The sequence below is a fragment of the Cereibacter sediminicola genome (assembly GCF_007668225.1).
In the GTDB taxonomy this organism is placed as follows: Bacteria; Pseudomonadota; Alphaproteobacteria; order Rhodobacterales; family Rhodobacteraceae; genus Cereibacter_A; species Cereibacter_A azotoformans.
On record NZ_VDEK01000011.1, the window covers coordinates 92,997 to 115,324 of the forward strand.

The 22,328-nt window shown below is 68.6% G+C and carries 22 protein-coding genes; 12 read left to right on the forward strand and 10 right to left on the reverse strand.

Translation table 11 applies throughout. From position 1 onward, the window contains the following. Positions 1 to 3: 3 nt before the first annotated feature. The gene (gene moaA / locus FG154_RS09810; protein WP_145107145.1) at positions 4 to 1,023 is read right to left on the reverse strand and encodes a GTP 3',8-cyclase MoaA; all 1,020 of its coding nucleotides are present in this window, start codon (positions 1,021 to 1,023) and stop codon (positions 4 to 6) included. An 87-nt stretch (positions 1,024 to 1,110) separates the two neighbouring features. On the opposite strand from moaA, the gene FG154_RS09815 reads away from it, so the two are divergent. After that, positions 1,111 to 1,551: a hypothetical protein gene (locus FG154_RS09815; RefSeq protein ID WP_145107148.1), complete on the forward strand. Its 441-nt coding sequence runs from the start codon at positions 1,111 to 1,113 to the stop codon at positions 1,549 to 1,551. Between the two features lie 24 nt (positions 1,552 to 1,575). Here FG154_RS09815 and FG154_RS09820 read toward each other — a convergent pair whose 3' ends face one another. Further along, complete coding sequence (locus FG154_RS09820) at positions 1,576 to 3,309, reverse strand: response regulator (RefSeq protein WP_145107150.1); 1,734 nt, start codon at positions 3,307 to 3,309, stop codon at positions 1,576 to 1,578. Between the two features lie 51 nt (positions 3,310 to 3,360). Next, positions 3,361 to 3,681 (reverse strand): DUF6476 family protein, encoded by a 321-nt coding sequence (locus tag FG154_RS09825; RefSeq protein WP_145107152.1) that lies wholly within the window; start codon positions 3,679 to 3,681, stop codon positions 3,361 to 3,363. On the opposite strand from FG154_RS09825, the gene FG154_RS09830 reads away from it, so the two are divergent. Together FG154_RS09830 and rpoH are read left to right on the forward strand one after the other, a co-directional pair. Beyond that, a complete protein-coding gene (locus FG154_RS09830) occupies positions 3,680 to 4,729 on the forward strand; it encodes an RluA family pseudouridine synthase (RefSeq protein WP_145107154.1) in 1,050 nt (349 codons plus the stop codon). The two genes, FG154_RS09825 and FG154_RS09830, sit on opposite strands and share 2 nt — an antisense overlap. A 162-nt stretch (positions 4,730 to 4,891) precedes the next feature. Then, entirely contained in the window at positions 4,892 to 5,788 is an 897-nt protein-coding gene (gene rpoH / locus FG154_RS09835) for an RNA polymerase sigma factor RpoH (RefSeq protein ID WP_011908594.1), read from the forward strand. A 122-nt stretch (positions 5,789 to 5,910) separates the two neighbouring features. Here rpoH and FG154_RS09840 read toward each other — a convergent pair whose 3' ends face one another. The 4 genes from FG154_RS09840 to FG154_RS09855 form a co-directional block, all read right to left on the reverse strand. Continuing rightward, on the reverse strand, positions 5,911 to 6,726 hold the full coding sequence (locus FG154_RS09840; RefSeq protein ID WP_145107157.1) for a class I SAM-dependent methyltransferase: 816 nt from the start codon (positions 6,724 to 6,726) through the stop codon (positions 5,911 to 5,913). 73 nt (positions 6,727 to 6,799) lie between these two features. Next, positions 6,800 to 8,620 (reverse strand): M3 family oligoendopeptidase, encoded by a 1,821-nt coding sequence (locus tag FG154_RS09845; RefSeq protein WP_145107159.1) that lies wholly within the window; start codon positions 8,618 to 8,620, stop codon positions 6,800 to 6,802. A 130-nt stretch (positions 8,621 to 8,750) separates the two neighbouring features. Further along, entirely contained in the window at positions 8,751 to 10,352 is a 1,602-nt protein-coding gene (locus FG154_RS09850; protein ID WP_145107161.1) for an ATP-dependent DNA ligase, read from the reverse strand. Beyond that, complete coding sequence (locus FG154_RS09855) at positions 10,349 to 11,431, reverse strand: ligase-associated DNA damage response exonuclease (protein WP_145107163.1); 1,083 nt, start codon at positions 11,429 to 11,431, stop codon at positions 10,349 to 10,351. The genes FG154_RS09850 and FG154_RS09855 overlap by 4 nt, the downstream gene beginning before the upstream one ends. A 198-nt stretch (positions 11,432 to 11,629) precedes the next feature. Here FG154_RS09855 and FG154_RS09860 point away from each other — a divergent pair, with 198 nt between their 5' ends. Genes FG154_RS09860 through FG154_RS09875 form a run of 4 tightly spaced genes read left to right on the forward strand, consistent with a single transcriptional unit; the run spans position 11,630 to position 15,575 of the window. Further along, complete coding sequence (locus FG154_RS09860; protein WP_186312328.1) at positions 11,630 to 13,021, forward strand: circularly permuted type 2 ATP-grasp protein; 1,392 nt, start codon at positions 11,630 to 11,632, stop codon at positions 13,019 to 13,021. A gap of 7 nt (positions 13,022 to 13,028) precedes the next feature. Then, positions 13,029 to 13,979 (forward strand): alpha-E domain-containing protein, encoded by a 951-nt coding sequence (locus tag FG154_RS09865; RefSeq protein WP_145107169.1) that lies wholly within the window; start codon positions 13,029 to 13,031, stop codon positions 13,977 to 13,979. Positions 13,980 to 14,007: 28 nt separating this feature from the next. After that, positions 14,008 to 14,817, forward strand: a complete 810-nt coding sequence (locus FG154_RS09870; protein WP_145107171.1) for a transglutaminase family protein — start codon at positions 14,008 to 14,010, stop codon at positions 14,815 to 14,817. A 32-nt stretch (positions 14,818 to 14,849) separates the two neighbouring features. Beyond that, complete coding sequence (locus FG154_RS09875; RefSeq protein ID WP_145107174.1) at positions 14,850 to 15,575, forward strand: proteasome-type protease; 726 nt, start codon at positions 14,850 to 14,852, stop codon at positions 15,573 to 15,575. Here FG154_RS09875 and FG154_RS09880 read toward each other — a convergent pair. Both FG154_RS09880 and FG154_RS09885 read right to left on the reverse strand, forming a co-directional pair. After that, positions 15,556 to 16,518, reverse strand: coding sequence for an alpha/beta hydrolase (locus tag FG154_RS09880; RefSeq protein ID WP_145107177.1), 963 nt, complete (start codon positions 16,516 to 16,518; stop codon positions 15,556 to 15,558). The two genes, FG154_RS09875 and FG154_RS09880, sit on opposite strands and share 20 nt — an antisense overlap. Further along, on the reverse strand, positions 16,515 to 16,799 hold the full coding sequence (locus FG154_RS09885) for an SCP2 sterol-binding domain-containing protein (protein ID WP_011908584.1): 285 nt from the start codon (positions 16,797 to 16,799) through the stop codon (positions 16,515 to 16,517). The genes FG154_RS09880 and FG154_RS09885 overlap by 4 nt, the downstream gene beginning before the upstream one ends. A gap of 108 nt (positions 16,800 to 16,907) precedes the next feature. Between FG154_RS09885 and FG154_RS09890 the strand changes: the two genes are divergently transcribed. From FG154_RS09890 to FG154_RS09910, 5 genes are all read left to right on the forward strand, one after another. Further along, positions 16,908 to 17,447: a tetratricopeptide repeat protein gene (locus FG154_RS09890; RefSeq protein WP_246100203.1), complete on the forward strand. Its 540-nt coding sequence runs from the start codon at positions 16,908 to 16,910 to the stop codon at positions 17,445 to 17,447. A gap of 9 nt (positions 17,448 to 17,456) precedes the next feature. Continuing rightward, entirely contained in the window at positions 17,457 to 20,315 is a 2,859-nt protein-coding gene (locus FG154_RS09895) for a helicase-related protein (RefSeq protein ID WP_145107183.1), read from the forward strand. A 5-nt stretch (positions 20,316 to 20,320) separates the two neighbouring features. Next, complete coding sequence (locus FG154_RS09900; RefSeq protein WP_145107185.1) at positions 20,321 to 20,623, forward strand: RNA-binding S4 domain-containing protein; 303 nt, start codon at positions 20,321 to 20,323, stop codon at positions 20,621 to 20,623. 54 nt (positions 20,624 to 20,677) lie between these two features. After that, the gene (fdxA, locus tag FG154_RS09905; RefSeq protein ID WP_011908581.1) at positions 20,678 to 21,016 is read left to right on the forward strand and encodes a ferredoxin FdxA; all 339 of its coding nucleotides are present in this window, start codon (positions 20,678 to 20,680) and stop codon (positions 21,014 to 21,016) included. Between the two features lie 280 nt (positions 21,017 to 21,296). Beyond that, entirely contained in the window at positions 21,297 to 21,806 is a 510-nt protein-coding gene (locus FG154_RS09910; RefSeq protein ID WP_002719580.1) for a CarD family transcriptional regulator, read from the forward strand. 113 nt (positions 21,807 to 21,919) lie between these two features. On the opposite strand, the gene FG154_RS21880 is transcribed toward FG154_RS09910, so the two are convergent. Next, the coding region (locus FG154_RS21880; RefSeq protein ID WP_425456846.1) for a hypothetical protein at positions 21,920 to 22,328 on the reverse strand (409 nt) is incomplete at its 5' end.

Below are 22,328 nucleotides of genomic sequence, written 5' to 3' on the forward strand. Positions count from 1 at the left end.
GGGTCAGCCGCCGGTGTGGCTCATGTGGCGGGACATCTGGCCCGAGACGGTGCGGCGCGAATAGTCGAAGTCATGGCCGCGCGGCTTGCGCGCGATGGCGGCCCGGATCGCCTCTTCGAGCGCCGCATCGTCCGGCGACCGTCGGAGCGGCTGGCGCAGGTCGGCGCGGTCTTCCTGCCCGAGGCACATGAACAGCTCGCCCGTGCAGGTCAGCCGCACGCGGTTGCAGCTTTCGCAGAAATTGTGGGTGAGTGGCGTGATGAAGCCCAGCCTCTGCCCGGTCTGGGCGAGACGGACGTAGCGGGCGGGGCCCCCGGTGCGGTCCGAAAGTTCGATCAGGCTGTAGCGCTCGGCGAGGGTCGCGCGCAGGTCGTTCAGCGCCCAGTACTGGTGCAGGCGGGTGTCCTCGCCCATCTCGCCCATCGGCATGACCTCAATGAAGGTCAGGTCGTGACCCTCGCTGCCGCACCATTCGACCAGCCGGAACAGCTCGTCCTCGTTGAAGCCGCGCAAGGCCACCGCGTTGATCTTGATGCGCAGGCCCGCGGCCCGCGCCGCGCGGATCCCGTCGAGAACCTGGTTCAGGCGGCCCCAGCGGGTGATCCGGGCGAACTTCTCGGGGTCGAGCGTGTCGAGCGAGACATTCACCCGCCGGACACCGCAGGCCGCGAGGTCCTCGGCGTGACGGGCGAGCTGCGAGCCGTTGGTGGTGAGCGTCAGCTCCTTGAGGGCGCCGGACTCCAGATGGCGCGACATGGCCCGGAAGAAGGTCATGATGCCGCGCCGGACGAGGGGCTCGCCCCCGGTGATCCGCAGCTTTTCCACGCCCAGCCGCACGAAGGTCGAACACAGCCGGTCCAGCTCTTCCAGCGAGAGAAGCTCGGCCTTCGGCAGGAAGGTCATGTTCTCGGCCATGCAGTAGGTGCAGCGGAAATCGCAGCGGTCCGTCACCGAAACCCGGAGGTAGGAGATCGGTCGGGCGAACGCATCGACGAGTGCCGGATTTGTGGGCGCGGGAATCATGTTTGTGAAGGTAGGGCTGCGACGACCTGTCCACAAGCGCCGGCCCGAACGGTTGACGGCATTTCGCCCGAGACTATCGTCGTAGGCATGAACATCCTTGTCCCCGCCTCTGTCGCCCTTCTTCTGCTTGCAGCCTGCGATCCCGTGCGCGAGGCGTCATCTCCGGCGCCCACGCCGGTGGCGCGGCCCGCGGCGGGGGGCGGGGCACTGGGGGGGCAGGGCGTGGCGCCCGCAAGCCTCGACCGCACCACCGAGGCGGAGCGCCGGGCGGCCCTGGCGCCCGCGGCGGCGGGGCGGCCGCTGGGGACGGTGACGGCGGGTCTGGGCGCGCCCTCCGAGCCCGGCTTCTGGCTGCGCAGCGCGCTTGTTGCGGCCGAGCAGCCGGGCCGGGTCGAGCTGGAAGGCGGCCGGTCGGTGGCCGTGACGCTCCGGCCGGGCAGCGGGGCGGCGCAGCTGTCGCTGCCGGCCTTCCGGGCGCTGGGGCTGGGGCTGACCGACCTGCCGCTGGTCACGGTCTATGGCGGCTGACGCGACGGCGCGGCGCGACCCTGTTCAGGGGCGCGGATGCCCCCCCAGCACGCGGATGATCTCGGCCGAGATGCGGTCCGGGGTCACGGGCTTGGCCACATAACCCGTGAGGCCCGCCGCGACATAGGCGGCACGGTGCTCGTCGCCGGCATCGGCCGTCATGGCCACGACCGGCAGGCTGGCACTGGGGCCCGGAAGGGCGCGGATGCGGCGGAAGGTCTCGAGCCCGTCCATCTCGGGCATGTTCATGTCAAGCAGGACCAGATCGACCGTCTCGCGCTGCAGCAGCGCGAGAGCCTCGGGCCCGCTCGGGGCCTCGAGCGTGCGCACGCCGAACAGCTGCAGATAGGCGGCCGCCACAAGCCGGTTGGTCGCGATGTCATCCACCACCAGCACCGAGCGACTGGCAAGGCTGCCGGTGGGTGGCGGCGAGACCGGCTCGCTCGCCTCGACCGGCTGGATCGAGAGCGTCAGGGCAAAGCGTGCGCCCTGACCGGACTGGGGCAGCAGCCGCAGGTCTCCGCCCATCTGGCGGGCCAGCGCGCGGCTGATCGAGAGGCCGAGCCCGTTGCCCGGCGCGCGCGCCGATGGCCGCGTTGTGCCGCGCGTCACGGTGAAGGGTTCGAAGATCGCCTCGGCCTCGTCGGGCCGGATCCCGTCGCCCGTGTCGCTGACCTCGATCCGCAGCATCGGCCAGACCGAGGACGAGAGTTCCATCCGCGCCTCGACGCGGATGCGGCCGCTTCGGGTGTGCTTCAGCGCGTTGGACAATAGGTTCGACAGGCATTGCCGCAGCCGCTGGGGATCGAGCCGGGCCCGCGTCGGCAGATCGCCCGTCACCAGGTGCAGCGCGAGCCCGGCCTCCTCGATCAGCGGGCGGAAGAGTTCGACGCTGGTGACGATCTCCTCGCGCGGGTTGACGATCCGCGGGCGGATCGGCATCCGGCCCTGCTGTGCGGCCGACATGTCGAGGATATCGTCAAGGATGGTCGAGAGCCCCTCGGCCGAGCGGATCAGCACGCCCAGCCTTTCGCGCGTCACCGGGTCCGTGGCGCGGCGCAGTTCGGCATGGCCGATGCCGAGGATCGCGTTGAGCGGCGTGCGAAGCTCGTGGCTCATCTGGGCGAGACACCTGTCCTTGGTCGCATTGGCCGCGACCGCCTCGGCGCGGCCCGCGGCGGTTTCCCGGTGCAGCCGGTTCGCGGCGAGGATCGCGCCGAACGAATATCCCAGCGCGACCAGTGCGCAGAGCGTCGTCAGCGCAAGCGCGGGCAGGTCGTTCTTCGGCAGCCAGTAGAGCGTGTTCGAGACCAGCGTGACGAGGGAAATGGCGGCTGCTCCTGCGAGCCCCATGGGCAGGTGGATGGACCGCACGGTCGCGATATGCAGCATCGTGCAGACCATGAGCCCGACGGCATAGGCCTTCACGAACTGGTCCTCGACATGCCAGAGCAGCGCGGCCGGCATGGCAAAGGCCATCTGCAGCAGGAAGGCCGAGACGATGTAGATCGGGTGCCGCCAGCCGTCCGCGATCCGGTCCGGCCGGGCGTCGATCCGATTGAGGATCAGTTCCCCGACCGCCGTGGCCAGCGCGCAGCTCCAGACGATCCAGTCCGGCAGGAAGAGCAGCGACACCGCGAAAGCAAGAGCAATGGCCGGAAAGCGCACCGGCGCCTCGCGCCGCAGGATCGAGGCCTGCCGGGCAATTTCCTGTTCCAGCTCGATCGTTGGAAGGGTTCGCGTCCAGTGCAGGCGCATGGGGCACTCCGGCATGGGTGAGGGCCGGGGCCGCTGGCCCCCGCCGTGGCGTCAGGGCGCAGCGGGAACGAGGCGCACTTCCTGCCGCAGGCGGCCGTCGGTCTCGAAGATCAGGAGGCGGCCGTCGTCCGTCACCACCCCCAGCCAGTCGCGGCCACGGGTGAAGGCCTCGGCCCGCGCCCCCTCGGGCAGCGCCAGTTCTTCGGGAAGGGCGACGGGGGCCGGCGTCAGGCTTGTCGGCATCCGGGTGACAATCACCGTCACGACCGTTATGACGCCTCCGATCATGGTGAGCGTCAGGATGATGACGAGCCACTTGAGAAACCCGAGGCTGGGCGGAAGCCGCCCTTCCGGTTGCGGAGCCTGCTGCATGGCCATCCTTCCGCCCCACGGGGGCACACTGAGCATCACGATTGGAGAGGATCCTCCCGACCGTCTTGATAAGGCGCTGGCGCGCGAGGCGCCAGAGGAGGCGGCACTGTCGCGCTCGCGGCTGATGAAGCTGATCGCCGAAGGGGCCGTGCGGCTCGCGGGCGTGCCCGTGACCGATCCGAAGACCAGGGCGCTTGCGGGGCAGGTCTATGAGATCGTGACGGGCGAGGCCGCCGAGGTCGAGGCCCTGCCCGAGGCGATCCCGCTCTCGGTGGTGTGGGAGGATGCCGATCTCATCGTCATCGACAAGCCGGTGGGGATGGTGGTCCATCCGGCCCCCGGCCAGTGGACGGGGACGCTGGTCAACGCGCTCCTCCATCATTGCGGGGCAAGCCTCTCGGGGATCGGGGGCGAGAAGCGGCCGGGGATCGTTCACCGGATCGACAAGGACACGTCGGGGCTTCTCGTGGTGGCCAAGACCGACCGCGCCCATCAGGGTCTTGCCGCCCAGTTCGAGGCCCACACGGTCGAGCGCCGCTATCTGGCGCTGGTTCATGGCGTGCCCGAGCCGTCGGATCCTCGGCTGCGCGGCATCCGGGGCGTCAGTTTCGAGCCGGGCGGCGTGCTGCGCATCGCAACCGGCATCGCGCGCCACCGGACCGACCGGCAGCGGCAGGCGGTCACCTTCGAGGGGGGGCGCCACGCCATCACACGGGCCCGCCTGCTCGAGCGGTTCGGCACGCCGCCCGCGGCGGCGCTGGTGGAATGCCGGCTCGAGACCGGGCGGACCCACCAGATCCGGGTCCACATGTCCCATGTCGGGCACGGGCTGATCGGCGACCAGACCTACGGCGGGCGCCGCAAGCTCTCGGCCAAGGCCGTGGGCGCCGAGGCGGCGCTGGCGGCCGAGGCCTTTCCGCGGCAGGCGCTCCATGCCGCAACCCTGGGCTTTTGCCATCCCGTGACCGGAGAGGATCTGTCCTTCGAGAGCCCGCTGCCCGCCGACATGGCGGCGCTCTTGGCACTGTTTCCGCGGATGCAAGGATAACGCGGGATTACATTCGCGTGAATTTCGGCAACAAAGCTGGTGCGGCGACGGTTCCTTGAACATCTCTCGTTAAAACGTCTGTGGTAGCGCAATCGGTGCTGCCGGGATGGAACGGAACGTGCACCGCTCGGCTGGCCGGGCGGCGCCAGAGGGGGTCAATGAATGAGCAGTTACACCAGTCTTCCCGCTCCGAGTCCTGAACAGGGGCTCAACCGCTACATGCAGGAGATCCGCAAGTTTCCCCTGCTGGAGCCGGAAGAGGAATATATGCTGGCCAAGCGCTGGGTCGATCATCAGGACAATCGCGCCGCGCACAGGCTCGTCACCTCGCACCTGCGTCTGGCGGCCAAGATCGCGATGGGCTACCGCGGCTACGGGCTTCCGCAGGCCGAAGTGATCTCGGAGGCGAATGTGGGCCTCATGCAGGCGGTCAAGCGGTTCGATCCCGAAAAGGGCTTCCGCCTCGCGACCTACGCGATGTGGTGGATCCGCGCCTCGATCCAGGAATACATCCTGCGGTCCTGGAGCCTCGTGAAGCTCGGCACGACCTCGGCGCAGAAGAAGCTGTTCTTCAACCTGCGCAAGGCCAAGGCGAAGCTCGGCGCGCTGGAGGAAGGCGACCTGCGGCCCGAGAACGTGGCCCAGATCGCCAAGGATCTCAGCGTGACCGAGGCCGAGGTCATCGACATGAACCGCCGCCTGTCCGCCTCGGATGCCTCGCTCAACGCGACCATCGGTTCGGACGGCGACGGAGCCACGCAGTGGCAGGACTGGCTCGAGGATGAGGACAGCGACCAGGCGTCCGATTACGCCGAGCGCGACGAGCTGGAGATCCGGCGCGAACTGCTGGCGCAGGCGATGTCGGTGCTCAACGACCGCGAGAAGGACATTCTCGTGCAGCGCCGCCTGACGGACGATCCCGTCACGCTGGAGGAGCTGTCGGACGGCTATGGCGTCAGCCGCGAGCGGATCCGTCAGATCGAGGTGCGGGCCTTTGAAAAGCTGCAGGCCCGGATGCGGGAGCTTGCGCGCGGCAAGGGCATGACGATCCCCGCCTGAACGCAGACAGGCGCAGAACAGGAACGGCCGGGAGAGATCCCGGCCGTTCCTGTTTCGGCGCGGTCATGGATCCCGCCCGGGGCCCACGCCGCGGCACGCAGGCCACGCCAGCCGGCGGGAGGTCAGTCCGGCGCCCCCAGCAGGAAGCTCACCTGCAGGCTCGAGTTCAGCCGGTTGAAGGCCGCCCGGTCCTTGAGATCCGAGGCGATCAGCCGCTCCGAGAGCTTGCGCCCGGTCTCGGGGTGCAGGACGCCCATCACCAGCGCCGCCTTGCCCATGCGGAAGGGCGCGACGCAGCTGATGAGGTAGAATCGCTCGGCCAGTTCGCGCTTGAGATCCTCGGTCACCGGATGGTCCGGGGCCGTGTCGGCGCGGAAGGGACGGTCGATCGAGCGCAGGAGCCGGGTCACCCCGCCACCGTCAGCCGGATCGGTCGTCACCATCCGGCCCTCGATGGCGAGTTTCTTCAGCAGCCGGTCGAGGAGGGGCCCGCGATCCTCCAGCCGGTGCAGGACCGAATGGAGGTAGATCACGTCATAGCCCGTGTCGCGGAAGGCGCCGGACATCACGTCCGCGTCGATCAGCCGCGCGTTCCTTCGCTCGCCGATCCGAGCCTGCAGCGCCTCGATCCGCGCCGGATCGTCCGAGACCGCGTGATAGGTGCGCGCCGTCTCGGCCAGCCACGGCGTCAGGGGCGAGCCGCCGCCCACCTCGAGCACCTTCTTGCCCGAAAGATCGCCCAGCCACTCCTTGTGCACCTCGTAAAGCTGCGCCTCGGCCGCGGGCGAGATGGCCGAGAGGGCGCGGGTTCGAATCCGCAGCCAGAGTTCGGAGGCAAGCGCCGCCCCCTTCTCCAGAGCGCCGCCCAGCGGGCCGCTCGCCTGTCCCTTGGGCTTCAGGACGTCGCGCTGCTTGTCTGGCATGGCGGAATGACCCATCAAGAAACTCCGAAACGAAAGATGTGCAGGGGCCAAGCCCCCGCACCGGATGGTAAAACGAGGGACAGGGACGTCAACCGTCCATGGCTTCCAGCTCGTCGATGAAGCCTGCGATCATGCTCAGGCCCTTGTCCCAGAAGGTCGGGTCGCTCGCGTCGAGGCCGAAGGGCGCCAGAAGCTCCTTGTGGTGCTTGGAGCCGCCCGCCGCGAGCATCTCGAAATACTTGTCCTCGAAGCCCTCGCCCCCCTCGGCATAGACGGCATAGAGCGCATTCACCAGCCCGTCGCCAAAGGCATAGGCATAGACGTAGAAGGGCGAATGAACGAAATGGGGGATGTAGGACCAGAAGGTCTCGTAGCCCTCCATGAACTCGAACGCATCGCCGAGGCTTTGGGCCTGCACGCTCATCCAGAGGGCGTTGATGTCCTCGGGCGTGAGTTCGCCCTGCCGACGCGCCTCGTGCAGCTTGCACTCGAAGTCGTAGAAGGCGATCTGGCGCACGACGGTGTTGATCATGTCCTCGACCTTGCCGGCGAGCAGCGTCTTGCGCTCGGCCGGGGTCTTCGCTGCATCGAGGAGCTTGCGGAAGGTCAGCATCTCGCCGAAGACGCTGGCCGTTTCGGCGAGGGTGAGGGGCGTGGAGGAGAGCAGTTCTCCCTGTCCCGCCGCCAGCACCTGATGGACGCCGTGGCCCAGCTCATGCGCCAGCGTCATCACGTCGCGCGGCTTGCCGAGGTAGTTCAGCATCACATAGGGGTGGACGGTGGTCACGGTCGGGTGGGCAAAGGCGCCGGGGGCCTTGCCGGGCTTCACGCCCGCGTCGATCCAGCCCTTGTCGAAGAAGGGCTGCGCGATCTCGGCCATTCTCGGATCGAAGGTGGAATAGGCCTCGAGCACCGTCGCCTGCGCCTCCTTCCAGTCCACGAGGCGCGGCGTCTCGATCGGCAGCGGGGCGTTGCGGTCCCAGACATGCAGCTTGTCGAGCCCCATCCATTTCGCCTTCAGCCGGTAATAGCGGTGCGAGAGCTTGGGGTAGGCCGCGACCACGGCGTTGCGCAGCGCCTCGACCACCTCGGGCTCGACATGGTTGGCGAGGTGCCGTCCATATTGCGGCGTCGGCATCTTGCGCCAGCGGTCGTGGATCTCCTTTTCCTTGGCCAGCGTGTTGTGCACGCGGGCAAAAAGCTTGATGTGGCCGCCAAACACATCGGCCAGCGCGCGGGCGGCGGCCTCGCGGCGCGACCGCTCGGGGTCGGTCAGCAGGTTGAGGGTGGATTCGAGGTTCAGCTCCTCGCCGTCCAGCGTGAAGGTCAGCCCCGCCATCGTCTCGTCGAAGAGCCGGTTCCAGGCGGCGGCGCCTACGGTGGACTGGTCGTGGAGGAAGCGTTCCAGCTCGTCCGACAGCTGGTGCGGGCGCATGGCGCGCATCCGGTCGAAAACGGGCCGGTAGCGGGCGAGGGCGGGGCTTTCCGCCAGCCGCGCCTCGAGATGGGCGTCCTCGAGCCGGTTGAACTCGAGGCTGAAGAAGACGAGCGCGGTGGTGTAGTCGGTCACCTTGTCCTGCGCGTCGGCCATGAACTTGGCGCGCTCGCTGTCCATCGTGTTCTGGTAGTAGCGCAGGCCGGCGTAGGACATCAGCCGCCCGGCGGTGATGTCGATCTTCTCGTAGGTCTCGACGCAGGCCAGCAGGCCCGCGGCGTCGAGGCCTGCCAGCTTGCCCTCGTAGGTGGCGGCGAAGTCGGCGCAGGCGGACTTGAGCCAGGCCATGTCGCGGCCGAATTCGGCCGCGTCGGGCGCGGGATAAAGGTCGCGCAGATCCCATTCGGGCAGGTTCCCGAGGCCCCCGGCGCTGGCGTTGGCATCAAGGACCGGGCGAGGCAGGGGCAGCGTCATGGGAACTCCTTACGTTCTTTGACTGGCAAGGTGGCGTGGCGTGGGCGGAAGTTCAACCCGAAGCGCACGAGACAGGCGGTCGGGCAGGGTGCCAATGCGCGAAGGCTGGGCAGAGCCGGACCGACGGCCCTCATGGCGCGGCGCCTCCGGTGGTGGCGAGGAGCGCGCGCAGGCTCTCCAGCGTGTCGATCTCGGCCGCGGGCTTGTCCTTCCGCCAGCGCACCATGCGCGGAAAGCGCAAGGCGATGCCCGACTTGTGGCGCGGACTGGCCTGGATGCCCTCGAAGGCCAATTCGAACACAAGCTCGGGCGGCACGCGGCGCACGGGGCCGAACCGTTCCAGCGTGTTCTTGCGCACCCAGTCGGTGATCTGCCGGAACTCGGCGTCGGTCAGGCCCGAATAGGCCTTGGTGAAAGGCACCAGATCGTCGCCATCGCGCACCCCGAAGGTGAAGTCGGTAAAGAGAGTCGCCCGCCGCCCGGCCCCCTGCTGGGCGTAGAGCATCACCGCATCGACCGTGTAGGGGTCGAGCTTCCATTTCCACCAGTCGCCGCGCTTGCGGCCGACGAAATAGGGCGAGGAGGCCCGCTTCAGCATCAGCCCCTCGGCGATCTTCTCGCGCGCGGTGGCGCGGATCTGGCCCAGCGTCTCCCAGTCGTCGAAGGACACCAGCGGCGAAGGGGCGATGGGCAGGCCCGGCGGGAGGGTGGCCAGAACCGCCTCGAGCCGCGCGCGCCGATGTGCGAGCGGGGCGGCGCGCAGATCCTCGCCGTTCTCTTCCAGCAGGTCGTAGGCCAGAAGATGCGCGGGCGCCTCGGCCAGGAGCTTCTTCGGGACCGTGAGCCGGCCGATCCGCTTCTGGAGTGCGGCAAAGGGCAGGGGAGCCTCGCCGCCCCAGGCCAGCACCTCGGCGTCGATCACGAGGCCGGGGGGCAGGAAGTCGCGCAGGGGCGCGAGGTCGGGAAAGCGATCCGTGACCAGCTCCTCGCCGCGCGACCAGAGCGCGAAGGCGCCCGCGCGGTTCACGAGCTGGCCGCGGATCCCGTCCCATTTCCATTCCGCAAGCCAGTCCGAGGGCGGCCCCAGCGCCGCCACATCCTCGACCGGCGAGGCCAGCGCGAACGGGTAGGGTTTCGAGGCATCCGCCTCTGGGTCGTGCGCGCCGATCAAGGCATCGAACCGGATCCGTGCGGGGTTCCAGTCGCCCATCAGACGATGCGCCAGCACCGCCTCGTCCACGCCCGTGGCCTGCGCGAGGGCGCGCGTCATCAGTCCCTGGCTCACGCCCATGCGAAAGCCGCCCGTGATGAGCTTGTTGAAGAGGAACCGTTCGGGCGTGGTCAGCCGGTCCCAGGCCTCGAGGATCGCCGCACGCCGCTCCTCGGCGGGGCGGCCGGTGAGCGCGATCAGCATCCGCATCCAACCGTCGAGCGTCCGGTCGCTGGCTCGCGCGGGTTCCGGCAGGATGAGCGAGATCGTCTCGGCGAGGTCGCCCACGATCGGATGCACCTCCTCGGCCAGCCAGACGGGCAGGCCCGCGGCCTCGGCGGCCCAGCTGCGCAGTTCGGTCGCGTTCACGGCGCGCTTGGGCCGGCGGCCCGAAAGAAGCGCGATCGTCCAGACCCGGTCCTCCTCGGGCGCGTCGCGGAAATAGTCGGCCAGGGCCGCCACCTTGGCGGAGGTGCGCGTGGTGCGGTCGAGCAGGTCGAACAGGGCCGCGAACCGCTTCATCCGGGCGCATCCCCGCCCTGCGCGGCCCCTGCCTCTTCCTCTCCACCGGTCTCGATCAGCGGCCCCGGTTCGGGCTCGGCGGCATCAAGGCTTTCGCCCTCGTATTCGGTGGCGACGATGCCGGCCTCGTATCCCTGATCCTCGAGCCAGCGCCGGAAGATGGCGGTGTAGCCGTGGGTCACGAAGATCCGCTCGGCCCCGGTGGCGCGGATGGCGGTGTTGAGGCCCTGCCAGTCGGCGTGGTCGGACATGACGAAGCCCTGTGCGAGGCCCCGGCGGCGGCGCACGCCCCTGAGCGCCATCCAGCCCGAGGCAAAGGCTTCGGCCGCGGGGCCGAAGCGGTTGGCCCAGCCCGTCCCGAGCGCCGAGGGCGGCGCGATCACCAGCGCCCCCGGATGGGTCTTGCCGTCGATGCCGGGGGTGACGTGGGTCGTGGCGGGCAGCGCCAGCCCCTGCGCGCGCAGGATCCCGGTGGTGGCCTCGACCGCGCCATGGGTGAGGATCGGCCCGATCGATGGATCGGCCGAGGCCATCAGCCGCTGCGCCTTGCCGAGCGCATAGGCGCCCAGGATCGAGACCCGCCCGTCAGCCGCATTGGCGGCCCACCAGCGGTTGAGGTCCGCCGCAAGCTCGGCCTGAGGCTTCCAGCGGAAGACCGGCAGCCCGAAGGTGCATTCCGAGATGAAGCAGTGACAGGCGACCGGCTCGAACGGCTCCGACAGACCGTCGCTCGCCACCTTGTAGTCGCCCGACACCACCCAGACCTCGCCCGCCCGCTCGACCCGGATCTGGGCCGAACCCGGCACATGGCCCACGGGATGGAACGAGACGGTCACGCCGCCGATCCGCCGACGCTCGCCATAGCCGATCGTTCCGAGCCGGATGTCGCCCAGCCGGTAGCGGATCACCGGGGCGGACCCCTCGGTCGCCAGATAGGCGCCGTGGCCGGGACGGGCGTGGTCGGAATGGCCATGCGTGATCAGCGCCCGCGGCACCGGGCGCCAGGGGTCGATGTGAAAATCTCCCTCGGGGCAGTAGATCCCGCGATCGGTGAAGGTCAGGAGGGGCTCGCGCGGCATGGGCCTGAGGATAGCGCGGCACGGAGCGCCCGCCAGCGGTACGGATTGCGTAATTTTTGGGCGCTTGTTGCGGCGACGGGCGCGCTTGCGCGGTGCCCTCTTCCCGGTGCCGAATCCCGCTGATTAAACTCGAGGCAGGACGGCGCAAGAACGGTCGGGGGGCGAGGGGACGTGGCGGTGACCACCTATTTCAACGAGATGTACGACAAGGGCCGGGTCCGGCCGCCCTACCGCCAGCTCGAGGACTGGACGCGCGCCATGCCGGCCGAGCTGCGCGAGATGAAGCAGGCGGAGGCCGAGGCGCTCTTCCGCCGCATCGGCATCACATTCGCGGTCTATGGCGAGGGCGGCGACCCCGACCGGCTGATCCCGTTCGACATGTTCCCCCGCGTCTTCACCGCGCGCGAATGGGCGCGGCTCGAACGGGGGATCAAGCAGCGGGCGCGGGCGCTCAACGCCTTCCTTACAGATGTCTATGGGCGGGGCGAGATCGTGCGCGCAGGCCGCATCCCGGGCCGGCTCGTCCACCGCAACGCGGCCTTCGAGAAGTCGGTGGTGGGCTTCACACCGCCCAAGGGGGTCTATTCGCATGTGGTGGGCATCGACCTCGTGCGGACCGGGCCCGACGAGTTCTTCGTGCTGGAGGACAACTGCCGCACGCCCTCGGGCGTCTCCTACATGCTCGAGAACCGCGAGATCATGATGCGGATGTTCCCCGAACTGTTCCGCGAGAACCGGATCGAGCCGGTGGACAGCTACCCCGAGAAGCTGCGCCGCACGCTGGCCTCGGTCGCGCCCCTCAAGTGCGAGCGCGAGCCCACGGTGGTGCTGCTGACGCCCGGCCATTTCAACTCGGCCTATTACGAGCACAGCTTCCTCGCCGACCTCATGGGGGTCGAGCTGGTGGAGGGGGCCGATCTCTTCGTCGAGGGCGAGTTCCTCTACATGCGCACGACGGAAGGCCCCAAGCGGGTGGACGTGATCTACCGCCGGATCGACGACGCCTACATCGACCCGCTCTGCTTCCGCCCCGATTCGATGCTGGGCGTGCCGGGGCTTATGGATGTCTATCGCTCGGGCGGGGTGACGATCTGCTCGGCGCCGGGGGCGGGGGTGGCCGACGACAAGGCGGTCTACACCTTCGTGCCCGAGATGATCCGCTTCTATCTGGGCGAGGAGCCGCTTCTGAACAACGTGCCCACCTGGCAATGCGGCAAGGAGGCGGACCTGGCCCATGTCCTGGCCCATCTGCCCGAACTGGTGGTGAAGGAGGTCCACGGCTCGGGCGGCTACGGGATGCTGGTGGGGCCGAAGTCCACCCGCGAGCAGATCGAGGCCTTCCGCGCGCGGATCGCGGCGGACCCCGACAATTACATCGCGCAGCCGACGCTGGCGCTCTCGACCACGCCCACCTTCGTCAACGAGGGGATCGCGCCGCGCCATGTGGACCTGCGCCCCTACTGCCTCGTGGGCGAGCGGATCGAGCTGGTGCCGGGCGGCCTGACGCGCGTCGCGCTGACCGAAGGGTCGCTGGTGGTGAACTCGTCGCAGGGCGGCGGGGTCAAGGATACATGGGTTCTGGCGGAGTGATCGCGACATGCTGAGCCGGACCGCCGACAACCTCTACTGGATCGCCCGCTACATGGAGCGGGCCGAGACGATGGCGCGCCTTCTGGAAGTGGGCGCGCGCATGTCGCTGCTGCCGTCCGCCCACGGCTACCGCAACGAATGGGACAGCCTGTTGCAGGCCTCGGGCACCGCGGGGGGCTTTGCGCAGAAATACGGGCAGGCGCATCAGCGCGACATTGAGAGCTACCTGTTCTTCGACCTCGACAATCCGTCGTCGGTCGCCTCGTGCATCGGCAAGGCGCGCGAGAATGCGCGCATCGTGCGCACGGCGCTGACGGCGCAGGTCTGGGACGCGATCAACACCGCCTATCAGGAGTTGCGCGCGCTGGAGAAATCCCCCCGCGACAAGCTGGAGCTGTCCCGGCTGATCGACTGGGCGATGAACAAGGCCGCCATCATCCGCGGCTCGATCGACACGACGCAGCTGCGCAACGACGGGTGGGATTTCCTGAACCTCGGCTACTATCTCGAGCGGTCGGACAACACCGCCCGGCTGATGGATGTGAAATATTACGTCCTTCTGCCGCGGGTCGAGTTCGTGGGCTCGGGGATGGACAACTACCAGTGGGCGACGCTTCTGCGCGCCACATCGGCGCACAGGGCCTTTCACTGGGCCTATGGCGGCGAGGTGACGGCGCGCAAGATCGCGGACTTCCTGATCCTGAACGCGCAATGCCCGCGGTCGCTGACCAGTTGCATGGACGGGATCTGCACCCATCTCCGGCGGCTCGAGAAGGCCTATGGGCGGCCCTCGCGCCCGAGCGAGGTGGCCGAGAAGCTGGCGGCCGAACTGGCAGTCCTCAGCGTCGAGGAGATCATCGAGGAGGGGCTGCACGAGTTTCTCAGCCGCTTCATCCTCGAGGCCGCGAACCTGTCGGGCGTGATCTTTGAAACCTACCTGTCGGGGGATGTGCGATGACCCGTGCAGTTCTGTCGGAGGCCATGCCATGATCCTGACGGTCGATCATGTGACCTGCTATCGCTACAACCGGCCCGCCCGGGCGCTGGTGCAGAGCCACCGGCTGATGCCCTCGAACTGCGCGGGGCAGAGGGTGCTGAACTGGACGGTGACCGTCACGGACGGGATTGCCGGGGGCACGTTCCGCGACGGGGCGGGCGACTGGATCCAGGGCTGGACCGTGCCGGGGCCGGTCAGCGAGGTGACGGTTGCGGTCCGGGGCGCGGTCGAGACATCGGATCAGGCTGGCGTGCTGCGCGGGCACCGGGAACTCACACCGCCCGACTGCTACCTCCGCTCCACCTCCGTGACGCGGGCCGACGCGGCGCTGACCGCGCTTGCGGCCGAGGCCGGGGACGCCGGCGAGGCGCTCGACCGGGCGCACCGGCTGGCCGATCTGGTCGCCGACGCGATCGCCTACAAGCCCGGCGTGACCGAGGCCCACACCACCGCGGCCGAGGCGCTGAAGCTGGGCCGGGGCGTCTGCCAGGACCACGCCCATGCGCTGATCGCCGCGGCCCGCGCGGCGGGGCTGCCCGCCCGCTACGTCTCGGGCTATCTCTTCACCGCCGAGGACGGGCGCGAGCATGAGGCGGCCCACGCCTGGGCGGAAGTCTGGGTTCATGGCCTCGGCTGGGTGGGCTTCGACGCCGCCAACCGCTGCTGCCCCGACGATCGCTACATCCGCCTGGGCTCGGGCCTCGATGCGGCCGATGCCGCCCCGATCCGGGGAATCGCCCGCGGCCATGGGATCGAACGACTGGAAGTGCAGGTTGCAGTGCAGGCGGTGCAGCAATAGGGTCGCCGCCAAAACCAACGGACAAGGCTGTCATGACCTATTGTGTGGGCCTGCTGCTCAACGAGGGGATGGTTCTCCTGTCGGACACCCGCACCAACGCGGGCTTCGACAATATCGCCATCTACAAGAAGATGTTCGTCTTCGAAGAGCCGGGCGAGCGTGTGGTGGCGATCCTGACCGCGGGCAGCCTCTCGGTGACGCAGACCACCATCGCCCGCCTGAAGGAGGCGATGCACGACCCCGACGCCACCGAAGAGACCTCGATCCTCAAGGCCCCGACCATGCTGAACGTGGCCGAGATCATCGGCAACATGCTGGCGCGCGTGCGGCTCGACATCGACGAGAAGCTTGCGGCGATGAAGCAGGGCGCCTCGGCCAGCATGATCGTCGCCGGCCAGCGCAAGGGCGGCGAGATGCGGATGTTCCTCATCTATCCCGAGGGCAATTTCATCGAGGCAACCGAGGACACGCCCTTCCTGCAGATCGGCGAGCACAAGTACGGCAAGCCGATCCTCGACCGGGTGGTCAAGCCGGAGACCTCGCTGGCCGATGCGCAGAAGGCCGTGCTGCTGTCGATGGATTCGACGCTGCGCTCGAACCTGTCGGTGGGGATGCCGCTCGACCTTGCGGTGATCGAGCGCGACGGCTGCCGCATCAGCTCGCGCCGCCGGATCGAGGCCGGGGACGAGAATTTCCGCGCCATGTCCGAAGCCTGGTCGCGCGCGCTGCGCGAGGGGTTCACGCAGATTCGGATCTGACCGGGGCGGCCTCGGCCGCTCGGTCGAAGAGGGCGGTCGCGGCGTCGAAGAAGGCATCGCGCACCTCGGGGCCGTCCATCATCACCTCATGCTCGGCGCCGGGCACGATCTGCAGTTCTCCGTCCCGCCAGCCGCCCATCCGGCGCCGGATCTCGTCCAGATCGACGACCTTCTCGGCCGAGCCCACGATGCAGAGCGCGGGAAGCCGGGGCGAAGACAGATGCGAAAGGCGATGGGTCTCGGCAAAGGCCGCGCGCAGCCAGTCGAGGCTGGGGCCGGCCAGGCCCAGTTCGGGCACGCGCGCAAGCTGGTCCTGCATCCAGGCGAACATCTCGCGGTCGCGCGTGAGCACGTTCGATTCGAAGGCGGTGGCGAGCACATAGCTGCGCGTGCCGGTGCCGGGCACATAGCGATGGCCGAGCCCCGTCCGGCGGGCAAGCGCCCCCAGGGCGGCCGCCACGACCCGCAGCGCCGCATGGACCCGGATGCCCCACATCGGGGCCGAGAAGCAGACCGAGCGCACCGCAAGCCCCTCGTGCAGCGCGCGCAGGCCGATGCAGCCCCCCATCGAATGGGCCAACAGGTGGTAGGGTTCCGGCAGGCCCTGCGCCCGGACATGCGCGACGAACGCCGCAACATCCTGCTGATACTCGGCAAAGTCGCTGATATGGCCCACCAGCGGGTCGCTCAGCGAGCGGTCGGACAGGCCCTGTCCGCGCCAGTCGAGCGTGGCCGAGGCATAGCCGCGGCGGCGCAGCTGATCGGCGGCGGGCCCGTATTTCTCGGCGTATTCGGTGCGGCCCGAAAAGAGCAGCACGGTGCCCCGGCCGCCCTCGGGCCAGATCACGCTGCGCAGCCGCACGCCATCCTGGGTGCGAATCCACTGCGCGCGGACACCATCGGGCCCGCGCGCGATCTCCGAGTGGAAGGGCGGCGCGCTCAACTGAGGGCCGCGCCCACCTTCATCGCCATGGGAATTGACCCCTCGATGGCGAGACGGCCCGACATGAAGGCCATGGTCGGGTTGAGATCGCCCTCCAGGATCTGCTGGAACACGTCCGCCGATGCGGTCATCGTGACGTCAGCCTCGCCATCGCCTGCGCGCACGCCGGCCTCGTCCATCATGATCACCCCCTCATCGGCGATGATGAACTTGGCACTGCCGTCGAAGCTGGACACCTTGCGGCCGAGCGCTTCCACTGCGGCGTCGATCACCTTGCTCATTCCCGGCTGTCTCCATTCTCTGTTTCTTGAGCCCGTGCCTCTGGCGTTCGGCCCGCGGCACGCTACATTCGGACTATGAAAGCGCGGCGACCGTTTCACAACGCTATCGTGGCGGCAATTCTGCCGATTGTCTTCGGATGGGCCGCGGCCGATGCCCAGACGGCCGGCGCGGGCGGGGGGCTGGACGAGTTGTTCGCCCGGCTGAAGGAGGCCGACGCGGCCTCGGCGCGGCGAATCGAGCGGCAGATCTTCACCGAATGGTCCAGGTCGGGCTCGCCTTCGGCCGATCTCCTGCTCCAGCGGGGGCGCGAGGCCATGTCGGCCGGCGAAAGCAGGGTCGCAATCGAGCATCTGACGGCGCTGGTCGATCACGCCCCTGACTTCGCCGAAGGGTGGAACGCCCGCGCGACCGCCTATTTCCGCGCCGGCATGTTCGGGCCCTCGATGGCCGACATCGGCCGCGTCCTCACCCTCAACCCGCGCCATTTCGGCGCGCTGGCCGGGCTGGGCACCATGCTCGAGCAGATGGAGCGTCCCGAGCGGGCGCTCGAGGTCTATCGGGCCGCGCTCGCTATACATCCGCACCTCGAAGGGGTAGAGCAGGCGGTGAAACGGCTGGAAGCCAAGGCGGCCGGTCAGGAACTCTGAGGCAGGCCCATGCGCGCGACCGCGAGGGTGACGGCGGTCCTCGGACCGACCAACACCGGCAAGACCCACCATGCGATCGAGCGGATGCTGGGCCACAGGACGGGCGTGATCGGCCTGCCGCTGCGGCTGCTGGCGCGCGAGGTCTATGACCGGATCGTGGCGCAGCGCGGGCCCTCGGTCGTGGCGCTGGTCACCGGTGAGGAGCGCATCGTCCCCGACCGCACGCAATACTGGGTCTGCACCGTCGAGGCCATGCCGATGGAGATCGGCGCCGATTTCGTGGCGGTGGACGAGATCCAGCTTTGCGGCGATCCCGAGCGCGGCCATGTCTTCACCGACCGTCTGCTGCGGGCGCGCGGGCTGGTCGAGACCATGTTCCTCGGCTCGGACGTGATGCGGGGCGCGATCGCCGCGCTGGTGCCGCATGTGACCTTCCTTCGGCGCGAGCGGCTCTCGACCCTCTCTTACGCAGGATCCAGGAAGATCAGCCGGATGCCGCCGCGAAGCGCCATCGTCGGCTTCTCGGTCGACAACGTCTATGCCATCGCGGAACTGATCCGCCGCCAGAAGGGCGGCTGTGCGGTGGTGATGGGGGCGCTGTCCCCCCGGACGAGGAACGCGCAGGTCGCGCTCTACCAGAACGGCGACGTGGATTACCTCGTGGCGACCGATGCCATCGGGATGGGACTCAACCTCGACATTCATCATGTCGCCTTTTCCTCGACGGTGAAGTTCGACGGGCGGCGGATGCGCCACCTGTTCCCGCACGAGCTGGGCCAGATCGCGGGCCGCGCCGGACGCCATACCGAGAACGGCACCTTCGGCGTGACGGGCGAGGCCGAGCCGCTTGACGAGGGCGTGGTCGATGCGATCGAGAACCACCGTTTCGCCCCGATCCAGCGCCTGCACTGGCGCAACGACCGGCTCGAGTTCGGCACGGTCGAGCGGCTGATCGCCTCGCTGGAAGAGCCCACATCGAACGAATGGCTCTCGCGGGCGCGGGAGTCGGACGACCTCCATGCCCTCAAGGCGCTCTCGGAAGAGCCCGAGGTGCGCGACCGGCTGCGCTCGCCCCATCAGGTGCGGCTTCTGTGGGACGTCTGCCGGATTCCCGACTTCCGCAGCATCTCGGCGACCGAGCATGTGACTCTTCTTGCCCGGATTTTCGGCTTCCTGTGCGACGGAAAGGTGCCAAACGACTGGTTGGCGCGCGCCATCGCCCGGATCGACCGCCCGTCGGGAGATATCGACACACTCTCGAAACGGCTCGCGTATATTCGGACCTGGACCTATGTGGCGCAGAGACGCGGCTGGGTCGAGGATGAAAGTCATTGGCGCGACGAGACTCGCGCGGTAGAAGACCGCCTGTCGGACGCGCTGCACGGCGCGCTGACGCAGAGATTTGTCGATCGGCGCACTTCCGTGCTCATGCGCCGGTTGAAGCAGAAGGAGAGCCTTGTGGCTGAGGTCAATGACAAGGGTGAGGTGACGGTGGAAGGCGAGTTCGTCGGCCGTCTCGAAGGGTTCCGCTTCCGGCAGGATGCGTCGAACTCGCCCGACGAGGCGCGCACCCTGCGGCAGGCCGCCATCCAGGCGCTGCGGCCGGAATTCCACCTCCGGGCGGACCGCTTCTACAATTCGCCCGACACCGAGATGGATTTCACCGAACAGGGCGGCCTCATGTGGGGCGAGCAGGCGGTGGGCAAGCTGGTCGCCGGCCCCGAGCCGATGCGCCCGCAGGTCGAGCCCTTCGTGGACGAGGACGCCGGGGCCGAGGTCGCCGAGAAGGTGCGCCGCAGGCTCCAGCATTTCATCGACCGCAAGGTGGCGGCGCAGTTCGAGCCGCTTCTGGCCATGAGCCGGGACGAGACGCTGACGGGCCTCGCCCGCGGCTTTGCCTTCCGGCTGGTGGAAAGCCTCGGGGTGATCCCGCGCGAGCAGGTGGCCGAGGATGTCAAGGCCCTCGATCAGGAGGCGCGCTCGGCGCTGCGCAAGCATGGCGTGCGCTTCGGGCAGTTCACGATCTTCCTGCCGCTCCTGCTGAAACCGGCGCCGACGCGGCTGCGGCTGGTGCTCTGGTCGCTGGCGAACGGTCTGCAGGAGTTTCCCGAGAGCCCGCCGCCCGGCCTCGTCACCATCCCGCACATTGCCGACGTGCCGCGGATGCACTACACCCTGGCCGGCTACCATCCGGCGGGCCAGCGCGCGATCCGCATCGACATGCTCGAACGTCTCGCCGACCTGCTGCGCGCCAAGGACAGCCGTGCGGGCTTCGAGGCGACGCCCGACATGCTCTCGATCACCGGCATGACGCTGGACCAGTTCGCGGGCCTGATGCAGGGCCTCGGCTACCGTGCCGATCCGGGTGAACGGCCGAAGGTCAAGGCGGCCCCGGTCGCGGCTCCCGCTCCCGAGGGCGAGGCTACGGCCGGTGAGGCCGCGCCCGAGGCTGCCGCCGAGGCCCCGGAAATGGTTGCAGAGGAGGTTTCGGCCGAAACCGCCGCGGAAAAGCCCGCCGTCGTCGAGACCGAGCATTTCTACACCTTCACCTGGGCTCCGCGCCGGCAGGATCGCGGGCCGCGCCGGCATGACCGGGGGCAGGGCGAGGGCCGTGGCCGCGCTCCGCGTGCGCCGCAGGGCGAAGCGCCGGCCGAAGCCGCGTCCGACGCGCGCCCGCCCCGCGGCGACCGTCCCGAACGGGGCGAGCGTCAGGGTCATCCGCGTCCCAAGGGCAAGGGCGGCAAGCTCGACCGCAAGGGCGGCGAGCGCAACCAGCCGAAAACCTTCGAGTCGCGCCCGGCGCGGACCGAGAAGATCGACCCGGACAACCCCTTCGCCGTTCTGGCCGCGCTGCGCGACCGGACCTGATCCGGTTGGCCGCAGCCGACAGAGCCACGATCCGCCTCGACAAGTGGCTGGTGCAGGCGCGCTTCTTCAAGACGCGCGCCCTCGCCTCCGCCCTGGTCGAGGCGGGACGGGTGCGCCTGAACGGACAGCATGTCGCCAAGCCCGCGCAGCCGGTCGGCGAGGGAGACACGCTCGCCTTTCCCCAGGGTGGGCGCATCCGCCTCATCCGGGTGGTCGCCGTGGGTGTCCGGCGCGGTCCGGCCAGCGAGGCGCGCGGCCTTTACGACGACCTGGATACGCCCCCTGCGGCCGCTTCGCCGCTTGAATGATCGGCGCTGCTGCATTAACAGACCCCGCAAAGACAAGAGAGCAAGGTTCCGTCCATGGCCTACGTGGTGACCGACAACTGCATCGCCTGCAAATACACCGACTGTGTGGAAGTCTGCCCGGTGGACTGCTTCTACGAGGGCGAGAACATGCTCGTCATCCACCCGGATGAGTGCATCGACTGCGGTGTGTGCGAACCGGAATGCCCGGCCGACGCGATCCGTCCCGACACCGAGCCGGACATGGAGTCCTGGCTCGAGCTGAACCGCAAATACGCCGAGATCTGGCCGGTCATCGTGACCAAGAAGGACCCGCTGCCCGAAGCCGCCGATCTCGACGGCCAGACCGGCAAGCTTGCCACCCACTTCTCGGAGAAGCCGGGCGAAGGGGGCTGAAGCCTGCGGCGCTTCGTCTCAGCTGCGGCTGGCGCCCGCCCGCAAGGCGGGATGATAACGATTTCGTGGAACCCGCTGTGCTCGGCAGAGTTGGAATCGGCCGCTTTTTGTGATACAAGGGTTTCATAAACAAGCACGGAAGCCCGACAACCATCTCAGAGCTGCTCGCCTGGGGTGGAGTTTCTAGCGACATTCGCCCTTGCATCGCCCGGACCGGAAGATCCGGGCGTTGGTGTGTCTGTCGCGAGGACGTGAGCTGCCGCATCGAGGAAGCGACTGGATGACCAAGACCAAGAAGCCCGAGTTTCGTCCCAACGAGTTCGTTGTCTATCCGGCGCATGGCGTCGGCCGGATCATCTCGATCGAGGAGCAGGAGATCGCCGGTATCCGCCTCGAACTGTTCGTGATCTCGTTCGAGAAGGACAAGATGACGCTGCGCGTGCCGACCCACAAGGCGACCGAGGTGGGCATGCGCTCGCTTTCGACGCCCGACGTGGTGACGAAGGCGCTCGATACGCTCAAGGGCAAGGCCCGCGTGAAGCGCGCGATGTGGTCGCGCCGGGCGCAGGAATATGAACAGAAGATCAATTCCGGCGATCTGATGTCGATCGCCGAGGTGGTGCGCGACCTGCACCGGACGGACGATCAGCGCGAGCAGTCCTATTCCGAGCGTCAGCTCTACGAGGCGGCTCTCGAGCGTCTGACCCGCGAAGTGGCGGCCGTTTCGGGCGTGGACGAAGCGGGTGCGCAGAAGGCGGTGGACGCGGTCCTCGTCTCGCGCGCGGCCTGATCTTCTTCGGATGAAGATAAAGAACCGCGGCGCAAGCCGCGGTTTATCATGTCCGGCGGCGGGGCACTTCGGACCGATTTGGAGGTGGCGCTCCCGCCGCAAGAACTCCTCGATCAATCTCTCATGATCAGCGCGGCCGCCTCCTCGCCGATCATCATCAACGCGGCGTTCGTGCGCCCCGGATCAGCGTCGGCACGATCGGGGCATCGGCCACGCGGAGTTCGTCGATGCCCCGCACCCGTAGCTCGGGACCCACCACGGCCTGTAGCCCAGTTTCCATGCCGCAGGGGCCAGTCGGATGGAAGCTGCTGCCGGCGGTGACGGGTTTCCCGCAAGCTCAACTCGACCAACGACCTCAACGTGCTCTCCAAGTTGTTCACCCTCCGCGGCGTGTCTGTGTATCGACTCAGCGGGATCTGCGCCGACCAAGCCGCTAATGCAATTGCCTCGGCGGATGTTTTCATGTTCAGCGCCTGATGCGGGCGGCGAGGGTTGTGGAAGGCGATCCAGTTGCCGATGGCG

What these genes read in the sequence shown, in the direction of transcription:
- moaA (WP_145107145.1), bottom strand. Translation starts at nt 1,023, where the DNA reads ATGATTCCCGCGCCCACAAATCCGGCACTCGTCGATGCGTTCGCCCGA.
- FG154_RS09815 (WP_145107148.1), top strand. Translation starts at nt 1,111, where the DNA reads ATGAACATCCTTGTCCCCGCCTCTGTCGCCCTTCTTCTGCTTGCAGCC.
- FG154_RS09820 (WP_145107150.1), bottom strand. Translation starts at nt 3,309, where the DNA reads ATGCGCCTGCACTGGACGCGAACCCTTCCAACGATCGAGCTGGAACAG.
- FG154_RS09830 (WP_145107154.1), top strand. Translation starts at nt 3,680, where the DNA reads ATGGCCATCCTTCCGCCCCACGGGGGCACACTGAGCATCACGATTGGA.
- FG154_RS09825 (WP_145107152.1), bottom strand. Translation starts at nt 3,681, where the DNA reads ATGCAGCAGGCTCCGCAACCGGAAGGGCGGCTTCCGCCCAGCCTCGGG.
- rpoH (WP_011908594.1), top strand. Translation starts at nt 4,892, where the DNA reads ATGAGCAGTTACACCAGTCTTCCCGCTCCGAGTCCTGAACAGGGGCTC.
- FG154_RS09840 (WP_145107157.1), bottom strand. Translation starts at nt 6,726, where the DNA reads ATGGGTCATTCCGCCATGCCAGACAAGCAGCGCGACGTCCTGAAGCCC.
- FG154_RS09845 (WP_145107159.1), bottom strand. Translation starts at nt 8,620, where the DNA reads ATGACGCTGCCCCTGCCTCGCCCGGTCCTTGATGCCAACGCCAGCGCC.
- FG154_RS09850 (WP_145107161.1), bottom strand. Translation starts at nt 10,352, where the DNA reads ATGAAGCGGTTCGCGGCCCTGTTCGACCTGCTCGACCGCACCACGCGC.
- FG154_RS09855 (WP_145107163.1), bottom strand. Translation starts at nt 11,431, where the DNA reads ATGCCGCGCGAGCCCCTCCTGACCTTCACCGATCGCGGGATCTACTGC.
- FG154_RS09860 (WP_186312328.1), top strand. Translation starts at nt 11,630, where the DNA reads ATGTACGACAAGGGCCGGGTCCGGCCGCCCTACCGCCAGCTCGAGGAC.
- FG154_RS09865 (WP_145107169.1), top strand. Translation starts at nt 13,029, where the DNA reads ATGCTGAGCCGGACCGCCGACAACCTCTACTGGATCGCCCGCTACATG.
- FG154_RS09870 (WP_145107171.1), top strand. Translation starts at nt 14,008, where the DNA reads ATGATCCTGACGGTCGATCATGTGACCTGCTATCGCTACAACCGGCCC.
- FG154_RS09875 (WP_145107174.1), top strand. Translation starts at nt 14,850, where the DNA reads ATGACCTATTGTGTGGGCCTGCTGCTCAACGAGGGGATGGTTCTCCTG.
- FG154_RS09885 (WP_011908584.1), bottom strand. Translation starts at nt 16,799, where the DNA reads ATGAGCAAGGTGATCGACGCCGCAGTGGAAGCGCTCGGCCGCAAGGTG.
- FG154_RS09895 (WP_145107183.1), top strand. Translation starts at nt 17,457, where the DNA reads ATGCGCGCGACCGCGAGGGTGACGGCGGTCCTCGGACCGACCAACACC.
- fdxA (WP_011908581.1), top strand. Translation starts at nt 20,678, where the DNA reads ATGGCCTACGTGGTGACCGACAACTGCATCGCCTGCAAATACACCGAC.
- FG154_RS09910 (WP_002719580.1), top strand. Translation starts at nt 21,297, where the DNA reads ATGACCAAGACCAAGAAGCCCGAGTTTCGTCCCAACGAGTTCGTTGTC.